Origin of the sequence: Antarcticimicrobium sediminis (assembly GCF_004348975.1) — a bacterium.
Lineage (GTDB): Bacteria > Pseudomonadota > Alphaproteobacteria > Rhodobacterales > Rhodobacteraceae > Antarcticimicrobium > Antarcticimicrobium sediminis.
Window position 1 is genome coordinate 57,684 of the sequence record NZ_SMFP01000010.1, and the last position, 14,521, is coordinate 72,204.

The following is a 14,521-nucleotide window of genomic DNA, read 5'->3' on the forward strand; positions in this document are numbered from 1 at the left end:
GCAAGGACAGGCGGCGGCCCCTTCAAAGAGGGGGCCGGGAGGGGCGGGGCTTACGCCGCCAGCCCCTTGGAGCCCATGGCGAGGAATTTTTCGCGCCGGGCCTTGATCAGCGCGGCGGGAGTCTTGCCGTCCATCTCGCCCAGCATCGCCTTGAGCGCGCTGCCCACGGCGGCAATGCTGCCCGCGCGGTCGCGATGTGCGCCGCCCAGCGGTTCGTCGATCACCCGGTCGGCCACGCCCAGCTTTTTCAGCTCCTGCGCGGTCAGGCGCATTGCCGCGGCGGCTTCGCGCATCTTTTCGGCATCCTTCCACAGGATCGAGGCACAGCCCTCGGGCGTGATCACCGAATAGACCGAATGTTCCAGCATTGCCACGCGATCCGCCGTGGCCAGCGCCACCGCTCCGCCAGAGCCGCCCTCGCCGATGATCACCGACACCAGCGGCACACCGATCTGCAGGCATTTCTCGGTCGAGCGCGCGATCGCCTCGGATTGGCCGCGCTCCTCGGCACCCTTGCCGGGATAGGCGCCGGGCGTATCCACCAGCGTGACCACCGGCAGCCCGAACTTGTTGGCCAGCTCCATCAGGCGCACCGCCTTGCGATAGCCTTCGGGGCGCGCCATGCCGAAATTGCGCCGGATCCGCGATTTGGTGTCGCTGCCCTTTTCCTGCCCGATCACCATGACCGGCCGATCGTCCAGCCGCGCCAGACCGCCCATGATGGCATGGTCGTCGGCGAAATTGCGGTCCCCGGCCAGCGGCGTGAACTCGGTGAACAACGCGTCGATATAGTCGCGGCAATGCGGCCGATCCGGGTGCCGTGCGACCTGACATTTCCGCCAGGCGGTCAGATCCTTGTAAAGGTCGCGCAACAGCGCCTCGGCCTTGGCGTCAAGCGCGGCCGCCTCGTCCGCCATGTCCATTTCGGCGTTGGCACGGGCCAGCGCTCGCAGCTCTTCTGCCTTGCCTTCGATTTCGGCCAGGGGTTTCTCGAATTCCAGATATTGGGTCATCGGGCCTCTCGCTGTGGGACCATGGGGCTGTCTTCAGGGCTATATGGCGCTCTGCGCAGGCGGATGCAACTCGCCGGGTTGGTGGGCAGGCCCCGAATCGCGTTAAACTGCCCATAGAGGAGACCGCGATGACCCAGCCCAATCATCCCCGCGCCGCGCAATCAAGGGCCCAACCCGGCCTTGCGCCGTGCGCCTGTGCGCCGAAGTGGCCCCAGATGCCCCCTGCGCCAGCCGCCGCCGCTGCCGCAGGGAGGGGCCCCGCATGGAGATGAGCGCCCCGGTCGCCGCCGCCTTCGCGGGGTTCCCGCCAGAGACGCAAACCGGTCTGCGCGCCCTGCGTGCGTTGATCCTGTCGGTGGCCGCGGACACGCCCGAGGCCGGGCGCCTTTCCGAGGAATTGCGCTGGGGTCAACCGGCCTATCTCACGCCTGAAACCGGCGCGGGCACCACCCTGCGGCTGGGGGTGGCGAAATCCGGCGGCTTCGCCCTGTTCGTGCATTGCCAGACCTCGCTGATCGATGAGTTTCGCGAGCTTGCCGGCTCCGATTGGCCGGTCGAGGGCCGCCGCGCCATCCTGTTCGATGAGACCGGAGTGACCGACGCGATCATGGACCCAGCCCTGCGCCTGTTGATCCGCCGGGCGCTGACCTATCATCTCAAGCGCCGCGCGGCGGGCTGAGGGTTACCCCGCAATCGCTTCGCCACGGCGCAAGCCCCTTGCCCGGCGCGCCCCCGCCGCCTAACCTTTCCCCGGCCCGTGTTGTCGCGGCGCAGAGTCGAAGGGAACCGATCATGAAGACCGCAATTCGCGCAGCCTTGGCTGCCCTCGTTCTTGCTACCGGCACCGTATCGGCCACGCTGCTCGGGGCTGCGCCGCTGCAACTGACCCCGGCCAACCCACAACCCGGTGGGGTCAAGCCGGGGCTGAAGGTGGCCTATGGATATGCCCCCAACGGGCAGGACATTCGCACCCTTGCCGATGCTGGTGCGGTGCTGCGCAAGGGCGCCCAACGGGGTCCGGCCCTGCGCGGGCTGGATTATCGCGACAGCGCTGCCGGGGCCCCGACCCTGACATCAAAGCGCGACGAGAATGTCGCCGCCTCGATCACCGGCTATATCCGGTTCGATGCGCCCGGGGTCTATGAGGTGGATTTCTACACCAATGACGGGCTTGATGCCCGCATCGGCGGCCAGCGCGTCGGCTTTTTCGATGGGCGCCAGGCCTGCGACAGCACCTATGTGACCGAGGTCGAGGTGCCGCAAGCGGGCTGGTACGACTTTCAGGCGACCTATTTCAACCGGCTCAATACCTCGTGCCTGATGATGCGCCGGGCCAAGAAAGGCAAATCTCTGAAATGGGTGCCCAACGGGATCTTTGGCTATAAATAGCGGCTCAAACGGCATTGGTTGCGACCTGCTGCGTGGTGCGCGGGGCGGTATGGATCAGCCTCGGTTCGGATTGGCCCCCTCGACGAAGCCGGGGGCTCTATGAAGGGGCTCTATGAAAAAGGGGCACCCAAAGGCGCCCCTGAGAATGTCTGTCGATCGCGTCGAGGTCAGATACCTGCGATCATCTCGGACTGGCGCACGATCACCTCGGCCTGCTTGATGCTGGCGATATCCACCAACCGGCCTTTGTAGACGGTCGCGCCCTCGCCATTGGCCTTGGCGGTTTCCATGGCCGCAAGAATCTCGCGCGCCTCGGCGACTGCGGCCTCCGAAGGGGTGAACACCTCGTTGGCCAGCGCCACCTGCTTGGGGTGGATCGCCCATTTCCCGACCATGCCCAGCGTGGCCGAGCGCAGCGCCTGCGCGCGGAAGCCGTCGGCGTCGCTGAAATCGCCATAGGGGCCGTCCACCGGCAGCACCCCGTGGGTGCGGCAGGCGGCGACGATGGCGGTCTGCGCCCAGTGCCACGGATCCGACCAGTGTTTCTGGCCTTCGTGCAGCATGTAATAGTTTTCCTGTGTGCCGCCGATGCCGGTGGTCTGCATCCCCATCGAGGCGGCGAAATCCGCCGCGCCAAGGCTCATCGCGACCATGCGGGGCGAGGCGGCGGCGATCTCTTCCACATGGGAGATACCCGCCGCGCTTTCGATGATCACTTCAAAGCCGAGCTTTTTGCTCCGGCCCTTGGCGGTCTCGACCGCCGTCACCAGCGCATCGACCGCATAGATATCGGCGGCGCAGCCGACCTTGGGAATCATGATCTGGTCCAGACGCTCGCCGCCCTGTTCCAGCAGGTCGATCACGTCGCGGTACCAATAGGGGGTGTCGAGCCCGTTGATGCGCACCGACAGGGTCTTTTTGCCCCAATCGATGCTTGAGATGGCCTCGATGATATTGGCGCGGGCGCTGTCCTTGTCGCTGGGGGCGACCGAATCTTCCAGATCCAGGTTGATCACGTCGGCGGCGCTGGCGGCCATCTTTTCAAAGATCGCCGGGCGCGAGCCTGGGCCGAACAATTGGCAGCGGTTGGGCCGTGCCGGTGCGGCGGGCTGGATGCGGAAGCTCATGTCACTCTCTCCAGATAGGGTCAGGTAAGGGTAGGTAAGGATATTGCGAATTTTCAGTCTTGGGACGTATTAAATTGCGCGGCGGGCCGCAAGGGAATTGTGCAGGCGCAGCATTGGGCGTGCGTGGCGCGAGTAATGCGCAATTCTTCGGCGTTCTCTTTGTTCTGGTGAAGGATATTGTGTGTTTTTCGGAAGCTGCGGTGGAAAACGCGATACATTACGTTTTGACTTCCTATAGCGTGCGCACGAATCAAAGGAGACACGCGCGATGATCGAGACCCCGTATCTGCTGTTCCTGGGCGATGCGCCCGACCAACTGGCCGCCAAGGTGGCACAGGGTATCAAGGACTGGCGCCCCGAGAATGCCGTTGGCCAATACCGGATGGAGGGCTGCAAGGCCGATCTGGGCCTGGCCGACATGGATCTGGCCGAAGCCAAGGCGGCCGGTGCCAAGACGCTGGTGATCGGCGTTGCCAACCGCGGCGGGCTGATCAGCCCGGCGTGGAAAAAGGTGCTGGTCGCGGCGCTGGAAGAGGGCTTTGACCTTGCCTCCGGCCTGCACAACCTGCTGCGCGACGAGCCCGATCTGGTCGCCGTCGCCGAGGCCACCGGCCGCAGCCTGCACGACGTGCGGGTGCCCGAGGTGAAATACCCCATCGCCAGCGGCATCAAGCGCAGCGGCAAACGGGTGCTGGCGGTCGGCACCGACTGTTCGGTCGGCAAGATGTATACCGCGCTGGCGCTGGACGCCGCGCTGCGTGAGCAGGGCATCAAATCGACCTTCCGCGCCACCGGCCAGACCGGGATCCTGATCACCGGCGCCGGTGTGCCGCTCGACGCAGTGATCGCCGACTTCATGGCCGGCTCGATCGAATGGCTGACGCCTGACAATGACGACGATCACTGGGATATCATCGAAGGCCAGGGCAGCCTGTTCCACGTCTCCTATTCCGGTGTCACCATGGCTCTGATCCACGGCGGCCAACCCGACGCGCTGATCCTGTGCCACGAGCCGACCCGCACCCATATGCGCGGGCTGCCCGGCTATACCCCGCCGACGCTCGAGGCGCTGCGCGACATCGCGCTGCCGCTGGCGCAGGTTGCCAACCCGGCCTGCAAGGTGGTGGGGATCTCGGTGAACACGCAGCATATGTCCGAGGATGAGGCCACGGCCTATCTGGCCGATCTCGAAGCAAGCATGGGCCTGCCCGCCACCGATCCCTATCGGTTCGGCGCGGCTAAACTGGCCGCCGCGTTGGCGGCGCTGTAGGCTTCGCCACAAAGCTGGCGCCCCGCCAGCGACTCCTGCCGGATGCCTCCGGCGGGAGTATTTGAAACAAGAAGAAGATATGGGCGTCGGCGCGCGCCCCGAAGGGAGACAGAAATGTCGATCGAGGTCACCCGCGACGTATTCAAACTGGCGCAGGTCTTTACCATCAGCCGCGGTTCGCGCACCGAGACCAAGGTGCTGACTGTGCGCATCACCCGCGACGGCGTGAGCGGCTGGGGCGAATGCGTACCCTATGCCCGCTATGACGAAACGCTCGACAGTGTCGAAGCGGAAATCCGCAGCCTCCCCGGTGATGTGACCCGCGCCGCGCTGCAGGGTCTGCTGCCCGCCGGGGCGGCGCGCAACGCGGTCGATTGCGCGCTGTGGGATCTGGAAGCCAAATCCGCCGGCAAGCGGGTCTGGGAACTGGCCGGTCTGCCTGCGCCGGGCCCGGAGATCACCGCCTATACCCTGTCGCTGGACACCCCAGAGGCGATGCGCGAACAGGCGGCCAAGAACGCCCATCGCCCGCTGTTGAAAATCAAGCTCGGCACGCCCGACGACATGCCCCGGCTTGAGGCGGTGCGCAAAGGCGCCCCTGAGTCCCGCATCATCATTGATGCCAACGAGGGCTGGTCCCCCGCCGTTTATGCCGATCTGGCGCCGCATCTGATCCGTCTTGGCGTGGGGCTGGTGGAACAGCCGCTGCCGGCGGGGGAAGATGACGCGCTGATCGGGATGGAGCGCCCGGTGCCGGTCTGCGCTGATGAATCCTGCCATGATCGCGCCTCGCTGCCCGCGCTCAAGGGCAAATACGATGTCATCAACATCAAGCTCGACAAGACCGGTGGCCTGACCGAGGCGCTGGCCCTGCGCGATGCGGCGCTGGCCGAGGGCTATGGTGTCATGGTCGGCTGCATGGTTGGCAGTTCGCTGGCGATGGCGCCCGCCACGCTGGTGGCGCAAGGCGCGCGTGTTGTGGATCTTGACGGCCCGCTGCTTCTGGCCGAAGACCGCGATCAGCCGCTGATGTTTGACGACAAGGGCGTGCACCCCCCGGTTGCCGCGCTCTGGGGGTAAGCCCCCTGCCCGGATGTGATCCGGGAAATCGGTTTCAGTACAGAGCGGGCGGAGCCCGCAGACAAGAAAAGGAAGACCCCATGACCCGCACCGTTTACCTGAACGGCGACTACATGCCGGAAACCGAAGCCACGGTGTCGATCTTCGATCGGGGCTTTGTCATGGGCGATGCCGTCTATGAGGTGACCTGCGTACTCGACGGCAGGCTGACCGAATTCGACGGCCATATGGCGCGCCTTGCCCGGTCGCTGAAAGAACTCGAGATCCCTTGCGACATCAGCCGCGACGAATGGCTGGAGATTCACCGCAAGCTGATCGAGTTGAACGGGCTGCAAGAGGGCGGCATCTATCTTCAGATCTCGCGCGGCGACGTCGGCGACCGCGATTTCCACTATCCGCCCGCAGGCACCCCGCCGACCGTGGTGCTCTACACCCAGTCGCGCCCGGGGCTCTCCACCGATCCCAAGGCCGACGAGGGCATCAAGGTGATCTCGGTTCCCGATCTGCGCTGGCACCGCCGCGACATCAAGACCGTGCAGCTTCTCTATGCGTCGATGGCCAAGATGGCCGCCGAGAAAGAGGGCAAGGATGACGCCTGGTTCGTCGAGGACGGGTTCGTCACCGAAGGCTCTTCGAACAACTGCTATATCGTCAAGAATGGCAAGATCATCACCCGCCAGCTGTCCAACGACATCCTGCACGGCATCACCCGCTCCTCGGTTCTGAAAATGGCGCAAGAGGCGCAGATGGAGATCGAAGAACGCCCCTTCACCATCGCAGAGGCGCAGGCAGCAGATGAGGCGTTCTTTACCTCGGCCTCTGCCTTCGTGATGCCGATTGTCGAGGTTGACGGCGTTGCCGTGGGCAGCGGTAAGCCGGGTTCGGTGGCCAAGCGCCTGCGCGAGATTTATATCTCGGAAAGCCTGAAGTCGGCGATCTGATCCGCGCGACGACAGATTTTTTGCGACAGACCCTTTGCGGGCGGCCCGATGCGGCCGCCCGCTTTCGTTTCACCTCAGCCGAAGCGAAAGCTTGATGCGGTGACGCCGCCAAAGATCTCGCTCTGGTGATAGACCCGCGTCGCGGCCTCCTGCTCCGCAGCCCCCAGCGCTGCGAAAAGCGGGGCCAGATGATCCTCCTGCGCGTGACAGGCGCGGGCATAGGGCGCCGCCTCCCAGTTCAGGATCGCCGCGCTGCGCTCCTCTGGAGGCAGCGCCAGCGCATCATTCAGCCATGTATCGAACGCCACCGAGGGAACCCGCGCGCGCGGCCCGAACTGCGCCAGATTGTGATAGCTCAGCCCCGATCCCACGATCAGCACCCCCTGATCGCGCAGCGGCGCCAGTGCGCGGCCCAAAGCCATGTGCGCGACCGGGTCATAACCGTGGCGCAACGACACCTGAAACAATGGCATATCCGCCTGTGGATACATCAGCGCCATTGGCACGAATGTGCCGTGATCATAACCCACCGCATCGTCCAGCCGGGTGGGCAGCCCGGCCCCGGCGATCAACCCGGCCACCTGTTCGGCCAGCGCCGGTGCGCCCGGCGCGGCATATGTGATCTCATAGGTATGGGGCGGAAAGCCGTGGTAATCATAGACCATCTTTGGCCGCGCACTGTGCATCACCGCAAAGGCGTCGGTTTCCCAATGGCCTGAAATCATCAACACGGCCTCGGGCCGCGCGCCGATCTCGCCCGGCATCGCGGCGAGCGATCTGGCCAGCGGCTCCAGATGCGCGGCCATATCCGGCATCCACGGCCACGGGCCGCCGCCATGCGAGATGAAATACGTGGGCATACGTGCCATATCGGGCACCTCTCTTCAGGGGCAGACCCGCAGACCCTAGCGCCCCGCGTCGCGCCTGATAAGCCAGATGCGCGAACAGGGTCTGTGCAGCGGGCCACGCCCCGATACCCCATGCCCCCGGCTCGCCCTTTTTCTGGCCGAAAATACTCCTGCCGGAGGCCGCGCCCAAAGGGCGCGTCAAGGCACGCGGCTTGCCACGTTTCCCGCCCGGAGTGGGTCTGCCCTCAGCCCTTTTCCTTGCCCACGTTCTCGTCAAAGGCGACCTTGAACGCGGCCTGCTTCTCGGGGCTGGCCTCGGTCTGGTTCTGCGCCCTCCAGTCGTCATAGGGCATGCCATAGAAGGCTTCGCGCCCCTCGGCCTTGGTCATCTCGATGCCGCGCGCATTGGCGGCCTCCTGATACCAGCGCGACAGGCAGTTGCGGCAGAACCCGGCGAGGTTCATCAGGTCGATGTTCTGCACGTCGGGGCGATCTTGCATCAGGTGCTGTTGCAGCCGGCGAAAGGCGGCGGCCTGCAGTTCGATTTCGGTCTGCGTGTCCATTCTCGGGCTCCCTTGCCGTTCAGCACAGATCTAGGGGCAATCGGTGCTTCTGTCACCCGTCGGGGCGATATGTACAGAATAGGGCGGTAAACTTCCCGGTTCGCGCGATCAGAGCCCGGTCTGTTCCAGCGCGCGTTGCAGCAGCGGCGCCAGCCGTTCGGCCCAGGCGCGTTGCCCGGTCTCATCAACGATCAGATCGTTGCGCAACTCGATCAGCACATTGGGCCGGCCCTGCGGCAGCGCGTGCTTGTCGATGGAATCGCCGGGCAGGTGGCCGCTATAGGGTTCGTTGTCGCCCACGATCATATCGCCCTCGGCCTCCAGCACCCGGATCAGCGGGCGCGCCAACCGGTCGTCGCGGGCATAGAGAACGCCAACCTCCCAAGGGCGCGGGGCGCGTCCGCGCAACTGGCGGGTATAGGAATGCACCGACAGGATGACGGCATGGGCGCGCGCCGCCAGCTGCGCTTGCGCCGCGTGATAGGGGCGATAGCACAGGTCCAGTCGACACTCGCGCTCGGCCGCGTCGGCCTCGCGATTGGCTGGGATAACCGAGCCATCATAGATCTTCATCAGCAGGGTCGGATCATCCTCGCCGCGGTTCGGATCAATCACGAGACGCGAGAAATTCGATGCGATAACAGGACCATCCAGCAATTCGCCCAGATGGCGCGCGACGCCATAGGCGCCGACGTCATAGGCGATATGGCGTTCCATATCCGGGCGCGGCAGCCCCAGATCGCCACCGCCCACCTGTGGCGGCACGGTGTTGGACGCATGGTCGCAGGTGATCAGCCAACGGCCGGGGCGGGTTTCACCATGAAGAAAAAAAGGGGTATATGTCATTTGCCTGTCATCGCTTTGCCATCACCTTTAGGACAGTTGTCGTAGAATGGGAATTGGGCAATAACCAGTGGGCCGGTCGATGCGGTGACATGTCCCGCCCGGCGGACGCGATGCATTGGGCAATGAGGCAAGGAGAGAGCGGATGAGGCGCCTGCGCAACGTCAAGATTGTGGCCACCCTAGGGCCGGCATCACAGGATTACGAGACCATACGGGCCCTGCACGAGGCCGGCGCGGATGTGTTTCGCCTGAACATGAGCCATGGCCGCCACGACGAGATTCGCGAAAAGCACCGCATCATCCGCCAGATCGAACGCGATCTGGACAGCCCGATCGCCATCCTGGCCGACCTGCAGGGGCCCAAGCTGCGCGTTGGCACCTTTGGCGATGGTCCGGTGATGTTGCGTGAAGGCGATGGCTTTCGCTTTGATCTGAACGATGCGCCGGGGGACGCCCACCGCGTTTGTCTGCCGCATCCGGAAATCTTTCAGGCGCTAGAACCCGGCGCGGGCCTGTTGGTCAATGACGGCAAGATCCGGCTGAAGGTCGATACCTGCGGTGCCGATTTCGCCGAGTGCACGGTGATCGCAGGGGGCGAGATTTCCGACCGCAAGGGCGTGAACGTGCCCGACGTGGTGCTGCCGCTGGCGGCGCTGTCGAAAAAGGACCGGGCCGATCTGGAATTTGTCTGTACCCTTGGGGTGGACTGGCTGGCGCTGTCCTTTGTCCAGCGCGCCGAGGATGTCGAAGAGGCCCGTGCGCTGGTCGATGGCCGCGCGGCGGTTCTGGCCAAGATCGAGAAACCCTCGGCGGTCGACCGCTTCGATGAAATCCTTGCCGCCTCTGACGGGATCATGGTCGCGCGCGGCGATCTTGGGGTGGAGCTTCCGGTGCAACGGGTGCCGCCGATCCAGAAACGCCTGATCCGCAAATGCCGCGCCGCGGCCAAGCCGGTGATCGTGGCGACCCAGATGCTGGAAAGCATGATCGAAAGCCCGATGCCCACCCGCGCCGAGGTCTCGGACGTGGCCGCCGCGATCTATGAGGGCACCGATGCCATCATGCTCAGTGCGGAATCTGCCGCCGGAAAATATCCGGTCGAGGCGGTGCAGACCATGGACAAGGTCGCGACCGAGGTCGAAACGGATCCGAACTATCCCGCGATCATCGCCGCCTCGCGTCAGGTCGAGGGGCATTCGATTGCCGATGCGATCGTGGCCGCGGCGCGTGAGATCGCCGAAACCACAGAGATCAAGGTGATCTGCTGCTTCACGCAAAGCGGGACCACCGCGCTTTTGACCGCGCGGGAACGCCCCGGCGTGCCGATCATCGCCATGACCAGCCAGCGCGGCACGGCGCGGCGGCTGTGCCTGAGCTGGGGCTGCAACTGCGTGATGACTGCCGAACTGGAACGCTTCAAGGGGGCCGTGGTCAATGCCGCCCGTGCGGCCCGTGCCGGCGGCTTTGCCAGCGAAGCGGATCAGATCGTCGTGATCGCCGGCGTGCCCTTCAACATGCCGGGCACCACCAACATCCTGCGCGTTGCCCCCTGCGACGAGCGGTTGATTTTCAACACCGATCCGGGCTGAGGCGGGATGGATACCGATCTTGTTTTGATCCTTGGGCTGATCCTGGTCTTTTTTGCGATCCCGGCCGCGATGTCCGCCTATAGCGACAATCGCCCGCCGCTCGCTCCGGCGGCGACGCTGCTGATCGCGGGGGGCATGATCGCCTATGCCTATCTGGCCCATCCCGCCGGATATACGATGCGCGATGTGCCCGAGGTGTTTTTCACGGTTGTCGGGCGCTACCTGCCATAAAGGGCTTGCCTATCCGCCCGGATTTTCATACTAGCCCCACTTACCGCGCGTCCGGCCCAAGTGGCATGCCGAGTCGTGTTTGTAGCGGACCCACAAGATAGGAGACGGAAATGCCCAAGATGAAGACGAAGTCGAGCGCCAAAAAGCGCTTTAAGGTGACTGCCACTGGCAAGGTTCTGGGTGGCCAGGCTGGTAAGCGCCACGGCATGATCAAACGCACCAAGAAATTCATTCGCGACGCCCGCGGCAACACTACGCTGTCCGCCCCCGACGCCAAGATCGTCAAGGGCTTCATGCCCTACGACCGCTAAGAGGAGGCTGCAGTATGTCCCGCGTTAAAGGTGGTACCACAACCCACGCCCGTCACAAGAAGATCGTCAAGGCCGCCAAAGGTTACTATGGCCGCCGCAAGAACACCTTCCGAGTGGCAACCCAGGCCGTCGACAAGGCGAACCAATATGCGACCCGCGACCGTAAACAGCGCAAGCGCAACTTCCGCGCGCTGTGGATCCAGCGGATCAACGCAGCTGTGCGCGCCCATGACGAAGCCCTGACCTATAGCCGCTTCATCAACGGTCTGGCCTTGGCCGGTATCGAAGTGGACCGCAAGGTTCTGGCCGATCTGGCCGTGCACGAGCCCGATGCGTTCGTTGCGATCGTCGAAAAAGCGAAAGGCGCTCTGGCCGCCTGAGCCATCCGCCGAACGGAATACGCAAAAGCCGCTCCCTTGGGGGCGGCTTTTTTGTTTTCGGCATTCTTGTGGTCTACGATGCAACATGGATGGGCCGGGGCAAAAGAAAACCGGCCGGAAAAACCGGCCGGTTGCATCTTGCGCAAGGCTGTTGGCTTAGCCCTGTTTCTGGATTTCCACCTGATGCGGGTAGGGGATCGAGATGCCGCCCTTGTCGAAGGCTTCCTTCACCGCCTTGGTAAGCGCGAATTTCACCTCCCAATAGTCGGCGGCGTCGCACCAGATCCGGGCGGTGATATCGACCGAACTGTCACCCAGATTTGTCAGCCGAACCCAAGGCTCTGGCGTGGCATGGACCCGGCTGTCGGCCCGTGCGGTGTCGAGGATGATCTGGATCGCGGTATCGGCATTGTCGCCATAATCGATGCCAAAGGTCAGATCGACGCGCCGGGTGTCATGGGCGGAATAATTGGTGATGATCGCGCCCCAGGCTTTGCCATTGGGGATAATGATCTGCACATTGTCTGACGTGGCCAATTCCGTGGTGAAGAGATTGAGATCCTTCACAGTGCCGGATGTGCCGCCGATATTCACGAACTGACCCAACCTGTAGGGCCGAAAAAGCACCAGCATAACGCCGGCGGCCAGATCGCTGAGCGTGCCTTGCAGCGCCAGACCGATCGCCAGCGAGGCGGCGCCAAGGATTGCGACGATACTGGTGGCCTGAATGCCGAAGATGCCCAGCACCGCGACCAGAACGATCGCGAGAATCACCCATTTGACCATGCTGGCAAAGAAATTGCCCAGAGTCGGGTCGATCTGCGGTGTGGTATTGATCCGGCGCCGGACCAGCCCGGCGATGGCGCCAGCGGCCATCCAGCCCACGATCAGAATGATCAGGGCCTTGGCGGCATTGAAGATCACCGGCGCATAGGCGCCCATCTCTCCGGTGAGGTTTTGCACGTATATTTCCTTTCATGTCAGCAAAACGGCCCTGTCCCGGCAGCCGTCGGTGCCGCCGGGACAGGGCCGTTTCACGCTTGGTTTACTTTTTCAGTGAATCGCGGATTTCCAACAGAACGTCCAGTTCCGACGGCCCTGCGGGGGCTTCTTCTGCCGGGACTTCTTTTCCGCCCGTCGCCGCTTCCTTTACCTTGTTGACGTAGCGCACCAACATGAAAACGACAAAGGCGATAATCAGGAAGTTGATGACGGCCATGACAAAGGCGCCATAGGCGAATACGGCGGCCCCGGCTTCGCGCGCGGCCTCAAGGCTGGCACCCGCAGCCACCTCGCCTGACAGCACGACATAAAGATTGGTGAAATCCACCCCGCCAAGGAACAGCCCGACGATGGGATTGATCAGATCGCCGACCATGGATTTGACAATCGCCGTAAAGGCCGCGCCGATGATGATGCCGACGGCCATGTCCATGACATTGCCCTTGGCGATGAAGTCGCGAAATTCCTTAACCATGTCTTAGCCCCTTTAAAAACACCTGCGCGCATGCTGCGCGATGGGGTTAGACTACCGCACCCGAGGCATTCTGTGAACGCCTGCTGTGTGAGGGCTTGGCCTCGGCCCTGTTCGCCCCCTGTGAAACCCGCTATGCGAGTGTCAGCACGAAAGGGAGCGCCCATGTCCGATCTCACCGCCTTTCCGATCACCCGCAGATGGCCGCCGGTCAATCCGGATGTCATCCAGCTGTATTCCTTTCCGACGCCAAACGGGGTCAAGGCCTCGATCATGCTGGAAGAGACCGGGCTTGCCTATGAGGCGCACAAGGTCACGCTGTCGGACGCGGATGTGAAAAGCGCCGAGTTCCTCTCGCTCAACCCCAACAACAAGATCCCCGCCATCCTCGACCCGCATGGGCCGGACGGGGCCCCGATGGGGCTGTTCGAGAGCGGCGCGATCCTGATCTATCTGGCGGAAAAGACCGGCCTGTTTCTGGGCGACTCTGCGACCGGCAGGATGCAGATCCTGCAATGGCTGATGTGGCAGATGGGCGGGGTCGGCCCGATGTTCGGCCAGCTTGGATTTTTCCACGCCTTTGCCGGGGCCGAGATCGAAGATCCGCGCCCCCGCGACCGCTATATCGCCGAGACCCGGAGGTTGCTGGCGGTGTTGGAGACCCGGTTACAGGGGCGCGACTGGGTCTGTGACAGCTATTCCATCGCCGATATCGCCATTGCACCTTGGTTGCGCGTGCTGGAGCGCTACGAGGCGCGTGAAACGGTCGGCTGGGCCGGGTTCCCGCGCGTGGTGGCCTATCTCGACCGGTTTCTGGACCGGCCCGCAGTGCAAAAGGGGCTGGTGACGCCGCCGCGCGACTGACGACAAGCCCCAGACCTGCGTCATGCCCGTGGCCTGCGCCGCGCCCCAGACCTGCACCTCACCCCGGCAACGCGCCGGTCAGCACATAGCGCAGGATCTCCACCACCTGGCGCGGCTCTTCGGCGGTGGCGAGCGCGGCGGCGTGCACCTCTTTCAGCGCGTGCTGATGCTCTGGCGGGTTCAGCACGATGATCGACTTGCCCAATGCGGCGGCATAGCCGGCGTCAAAGGCCGCGTTCCACTGTTTGTATTTGTCGCCAAAGCGAACGACGACCACATCGGCCTCTGCGATTCCTTTGCGGGTGCGGATGGCATTCAGCTTAGCGCCCTTGTGATCGTGCCAGAATTTCTGTTCCTCGGCCCCGAGGATCGCCACACCGCAATCGTCGCTGGCGGCGTGATCGGTCACCGGGGCGCTGAAGACCACGTCGAGCCCCTTGGCCCCGCTGATGATCTGCTCGCGCCAGTCGGTGTGGATTTCGCCTGAAAGATAAATGCTCAGGGTCATGGGCCTCTCCTTGGGGTCACTTTGACCCGTCATAGCGTGCCGGGGGGCGCAAGGCCACTTTCCCGCCCGCCGCCGGCAACAGAAATGC

General features: G+C 64.0%; 18 protein-coding genes. 10 read left to right on the top strand and 8 right to left on the bottom strand.

Annotated elements, in window-relative coordinates; translation table 11 throughout:
- Positions 1-50: 50 nt before the first annotated feature.
- Positions 51-1,013, bottom strand: a complete 963-nt coding sequence (locus tag E1B25_RS14985; protein ID WP_132830330.1) for an acetyl-CoA carboxylase carboxyltransferase subunit alpha — start codon at positions 1,011-1,013, stop codon at positions 51-53.
- 262 nt (positions 1,014-1,275) lie between these two features.
- Between E1B25_RS14985 and E1B25_RS14990 the strand changes: the two genes are divergently transcribed.
- Together E1B25_RS14990 and E1B25_RS14995 are read left to right on the top strand one after the other, a co-directional pair.
- Positions 1,276-1,692, top strand: coding sequence for a DUF1801 domain-containing protein (locus tag E1B25_RS14990; RefSeq protein ID WP_132830331.1), 417 nt, complete (start codon positions 1,276-1,278; stop codon positions 1,690-1,692).
- Between the two features lie 113 nt (positions 1,693-1,805).
- A complete protein-coding gene (locus E1B25_RS14995; RefSeq protein WP_165937630.1) occupies positions 1,806-2,402 on the top strand; it encodes a hypothetical protein in 597 nt (198 codons plus the stop codon).
- A gap of 167 nt (positions 2,403-2,569) precedes the next feature.
- Here the strand turns inward: E1B25_RS14995 and E1B25_RS15000 are convergent, their stop codons facing one another.
- On the bottom strand, positions 2,570-3,529 hold the full coding sequence (locus E1B25_RS15000; protein WP_132830332.1) for an L-malyl-CoA/beta-methylmalyl-CoA lyase: 960 nt from the start codon (positions 3,527-3,529) through the stop codon (positions 2,570-2,572).
- 268 nt (positions 3,530-3,797) lie between these two features.
- Here E1B25_RS15000 and dgcN point away from each other — a divergent pair, with 268 nt between their 5' ends.
- The 3 genes from dgcN to E1B25_RS15015 all read left to right on the top strand — a co-directional run bounded on the left by dgcN (position 3,798) and on the right by E1B25_RS15015 (position 6,820).
- Positions 3,798-4,799 (top strand): N-acetyltransferase DgcN, encoded by a 1,002-nt coding sequence (gene dgcN, locus E1B25_RS15005; RefSeq protein WP_132830333.1) that lies wholly within the window; start codon positions 3,798-3,800, stop codon positions 4,797-4,799.
- Positions 4,800-4,913: 114 nt separating this feature from the next.
- Positions 4,914-5,879, top strand: a complete 966-nt coding sequence (gene dgcA, locus E1B25_RS15010) for an N-acetyl-D-Glu racemase DgcA (protein ID WP_132830334.1) — start codon at positions 4,914-4,916, stop codon at positions 5,877-5,879.
- Positions 5,880-5,959: 80 nt separating this feature from the next.
- Positions 5,960-6,820 carry a D-amino-acid transaminase gene (locus tag E1B25_RS15015; protein ID WP_132830335.1) on the top strand — a complete coding sequence of 287 codons (861 nt, stop codon included), beginning with the start codon at positions 5,960-5,962 and terminating at the stop codon, positions 6,818-6,820.
- 74 nt (positions 6,821-6,894) lie between these two features.
- Here E1B25_RS15015 and E1B25_RS15020 read toward each other — a convergent pair whose 3' ends face one another.
- From E1B25_RS15020 to E1B25_RS15030, 3 genes are all read right to left on the bottom strand, one after another.
- Positions 6,895-7,689 carry a DODA-type extradiol aromatic ring-opening family dioxygenase gene (locus E1B25_RS15020; RefSeq protein WP_132830336.1) on the bottom strand — a complete coding sequence of 265 codons (795 nt, stop codon included), beginning with the start codon at positions 7,687-7,689 and terminating at the stop codon, positions 6,895-6,897.
- 224 nt (positions 7,690-7,913) lie between these two features.
- Positions 7,914-8,231: a DUF1244 domain-containing protein gene (locus E1B25_RS15025; RefSeq protein ID WP_132830337.1), complete on the bottom strand. Its 318-nt coding sequence runs from the start codon at positions 8,229-8,231 to the stop codon at positions 7,914-7,916.
- A gap of 108 nt (positions 8,232-8,339) precedes the next feature.
- The gene (locus E1B25_RS15030; protein WP_132830338.1) at positions 8,340-9,077 is read right to left on the bottom strand and encodes an N-formylglutamate amidohydrolase; all 738 of its coding nucleotides are present in this window, start codon (positions 9,075-9,077) and stop codon (positions 8,340-8,342) included.
- Positions 9,078-9,219: 142 nt separating this feature from the next.
- On the opposite strand from E1B25_RS15030, the gene pyk reads away from it, so the two are divergent.
- The 4 genes from pyk (at position 9,220) to rplT (ending at position 11,587) form a co-directional block, all read left to right on the top strand.
- Entirely contained in the window at positions 9,220-10,665 is a 1,446-nt protein-coding gene (gene pyk / locus E1B25_RS15035) for a pyruvate kinase (RefSeq protein ID WP_132830339.1), read from the top strand.
- A gap of 6 nt (positions 10,666-10,671) precedes the next feature.
- Positions 10,672-10,896, top strand: a complete 225-nt coding sequence (locus E1B25_RS15040) for a hypothetical protein (RefSeq protein WP_132830340.1) — start codon at positions 10,672-10,674, stop codon at positions 10,894-10,896.
- Positions 10,897-11,006: 110 nt separating this feature from the next.
- On the top strand, positions 11,007-11,207 hold the full coding sequence (gene rpmI / locus E1B25_RS15045; RefSeq protein WP_132830341.1) for a 50S ribosomal protein L35: 201 nt from the start codon (positions 11,007-11,009) through the stop codon (positions 11,205-11,207).
- A 14-nt stretch (positions 11,208-11,221) separates the two neighbouring features.
- Positions 11,222-11,587, top strand: coding sequence for a 50S ribosomal protein L20 (gene rplT / locus E1B25_RS15050; protein WP_132830342.1), 366 nt, complete (start codon positions 11,222-11,224; stop codon positions 11,585-11,587).
- 156 nt (positions 11,588-11,743) lie between these two features.
- Here the strand turns inward: rplT and E1B25_RS15055 are convergent, their stop codons facing one another.
- Positions 11,744-12,550, bottom strand: coding sequence for a mechanosensitive ion channel family protein (locus E1B25_RS15055; protein ID WP_165937631.1), 807 nt, complete (start codon positions 12,548-12,550; stop codon positions 11,744-11,746).
- A gap of 82 nt (positions 12,551-12,632) precedes the next feature.
- Positions 12,633-13,064 carry a large conductance mechanosensitive channel protein MscL gene (gene mscL, locus E1B25_RS15060; protein WP_132830343.1) on the bottom strand — a complete coding sequence of 144 codons (432 nt, stop codon included), beginning with the start codon at positions 13,062-13,064 and terminating at the stop codon, positions 12,633-12,635.
- A 162-nt stretch (positions 13,065-13,226) separates the two neighbouring features.
- Here mscL and E1B25_RS15065 point away from each other — a divergent pair, with 162 nt between their 5' ends.
- Complete coding sequence (locus tag E1B25_RS15065; protein WP_132830344.1) at positions 13,227-13,925, top strand: glutathione S-transferase N-terminal domain-containing protein; 699 nt, start codon at positions 13,227-13,229, stop codon at positions 13,923-13,925.
- A 58-nt stretch (positions 13,926-13,983) separates the two neighbouring features.
- On the opposite strand, the gene E1B25_RS15070 is transcribed toward E1B25_RS15065, so the two are convergent.
- Entirely contained in the window at positions 13,984-14,433 is a 450-nt protein-coding gene (locus E1B25_RS15070; protein WP_132830345.1) for a YtoQ family protein, read from the bottom strand.
- Positions 14,434-14,521: the final 88 nt, after the last annotated feature.

What these genes read in the sequence shown, in the direction of transcription:
- E1B25_RS14985 (WP_132830330.1), bottom strand. Translation starts at nt 1,013, where the DNA reads ATGACCCAATATCTGGAATTCGAGAAACCCCTGGCCGAAATCGAAGGC.
- E1B25_RS14990 (WP_132830331.1), top strand. Translation starts at nt 1,276, where the DNA reads ATGGAGATGAGCGCCCCGGTCGCCGCCGCCTTCGCGGGGTTCCCGCCA.
- E1B25_RS14995 (WP_165937630.1), top strand. Translation starts at nt 1,806, where the DNA reads ATGAAGACCGCAATTCGCGCAGCCTTGGCTGCCCTCGTTCTTGCTACC.
- E1B25_RS15000 (WP_132830332.1), bottom strand. Translation starts at nt 3,529, where the DNA reads ATGAGCTTCCGCATCCAGCCCGCCGCACCGGCACGGCCCAACCGCTGC.
- dgcN (WP_132830333.1), top strand. Translation starts at nt 3,798, where the DNA reads ATGATCGAGACCCCGTATCTGCTGTTCCTGGGCGATGCGCCCGACCAA.
- dgcA (WP_132830334.1), top strand. Translation starts at nt 4,914, where the DNA reads ATGTCGATCGAGGTCACCCGCGACGTATTCAAACTGGCGCAGGTCTTT.
- E1B25_RS15015 (WP_132830335.1), top strand. Translation starts at nt 5,960, where the DNA reads ATGACCCGCACCGTTTACCTGAACGGCGACTACATGCCGGAAACCGAA.
- E1B25_RS15020 (WP_132830336.1), bottom strand. Translation starts at nt 7,689, where the DNA reads ATGGCACGTATGCCCACGTATTTCATCTCGCATGGCGGCGGCCCGTGG.
- E1B25_RS15025 (WP_132830337.1), bottom strand. Translation starts at nt 8,231, where the DNA reads ATGGACACGCAGACCGAAATCGAACTGCAGGCCGCCGCCTTTCGCCGG.
- E1B25_RS15030 (WP_132830338.1), bottom strand. Translation starts at nt 9,077, where the DNA reads ATGACATATACCCCTTTTTTTCTTCATGGTGAAACCCGCCCCGGCCGT.
- pyk (WP_132830339.1), top strand. Translation starts at nt 9,220, where the DNA reads ATGAGGCGCCTGCGCAACGTCAAGATTGTGGCCACCCTAGGGCCGGCA.
- E1B25_RS15040 (WP_132830340.1), top strand. Translation starts at nt 10,672, where the DNA reads ATGGATACCGATCTTGTTTTGATCCTTGGGCTGATCCTGGTCTTTTTT.
- rpmI (WP_132830341.1), top strand. Translation starts at nt 11,007, where the DNA reads ATGCCCAAGATGAAGACGAAGTCGAGCGCCAAAAAGCGCTTTAAGGTG.
- rplT (WP_132830342.1), top strand. Translation starts at nt 11,222, where the DNA reads ATGTCCCGCGTTAAAGGTGGTACCACAACCCACGCCCGTCACAAGAAG.
- mscL (WP_132830343.1), bottom strand. Translation starts at nt 13,064, where the DNA reads ATGGTTAAGGAATTTCGCGACTTCATCGCCAAGGGCAATGTCATGGAC.
- E1B25_RS15065 (WP_132830344.1), top strand. Translation starts at nt 13,227, where the DNA reads ATGTCCGATCTCACCGCCTTTCCGATCACCCGCAGATGGCCGCCGGTC.
- E1B25_RS15070 (WP_132830345.1), bottom strand. Translation starts at nt 14,433, where the DNA reads ATGACCCTGAGCATTTATCTTTCAGGCGAAATCCACACCGACTGGCGC.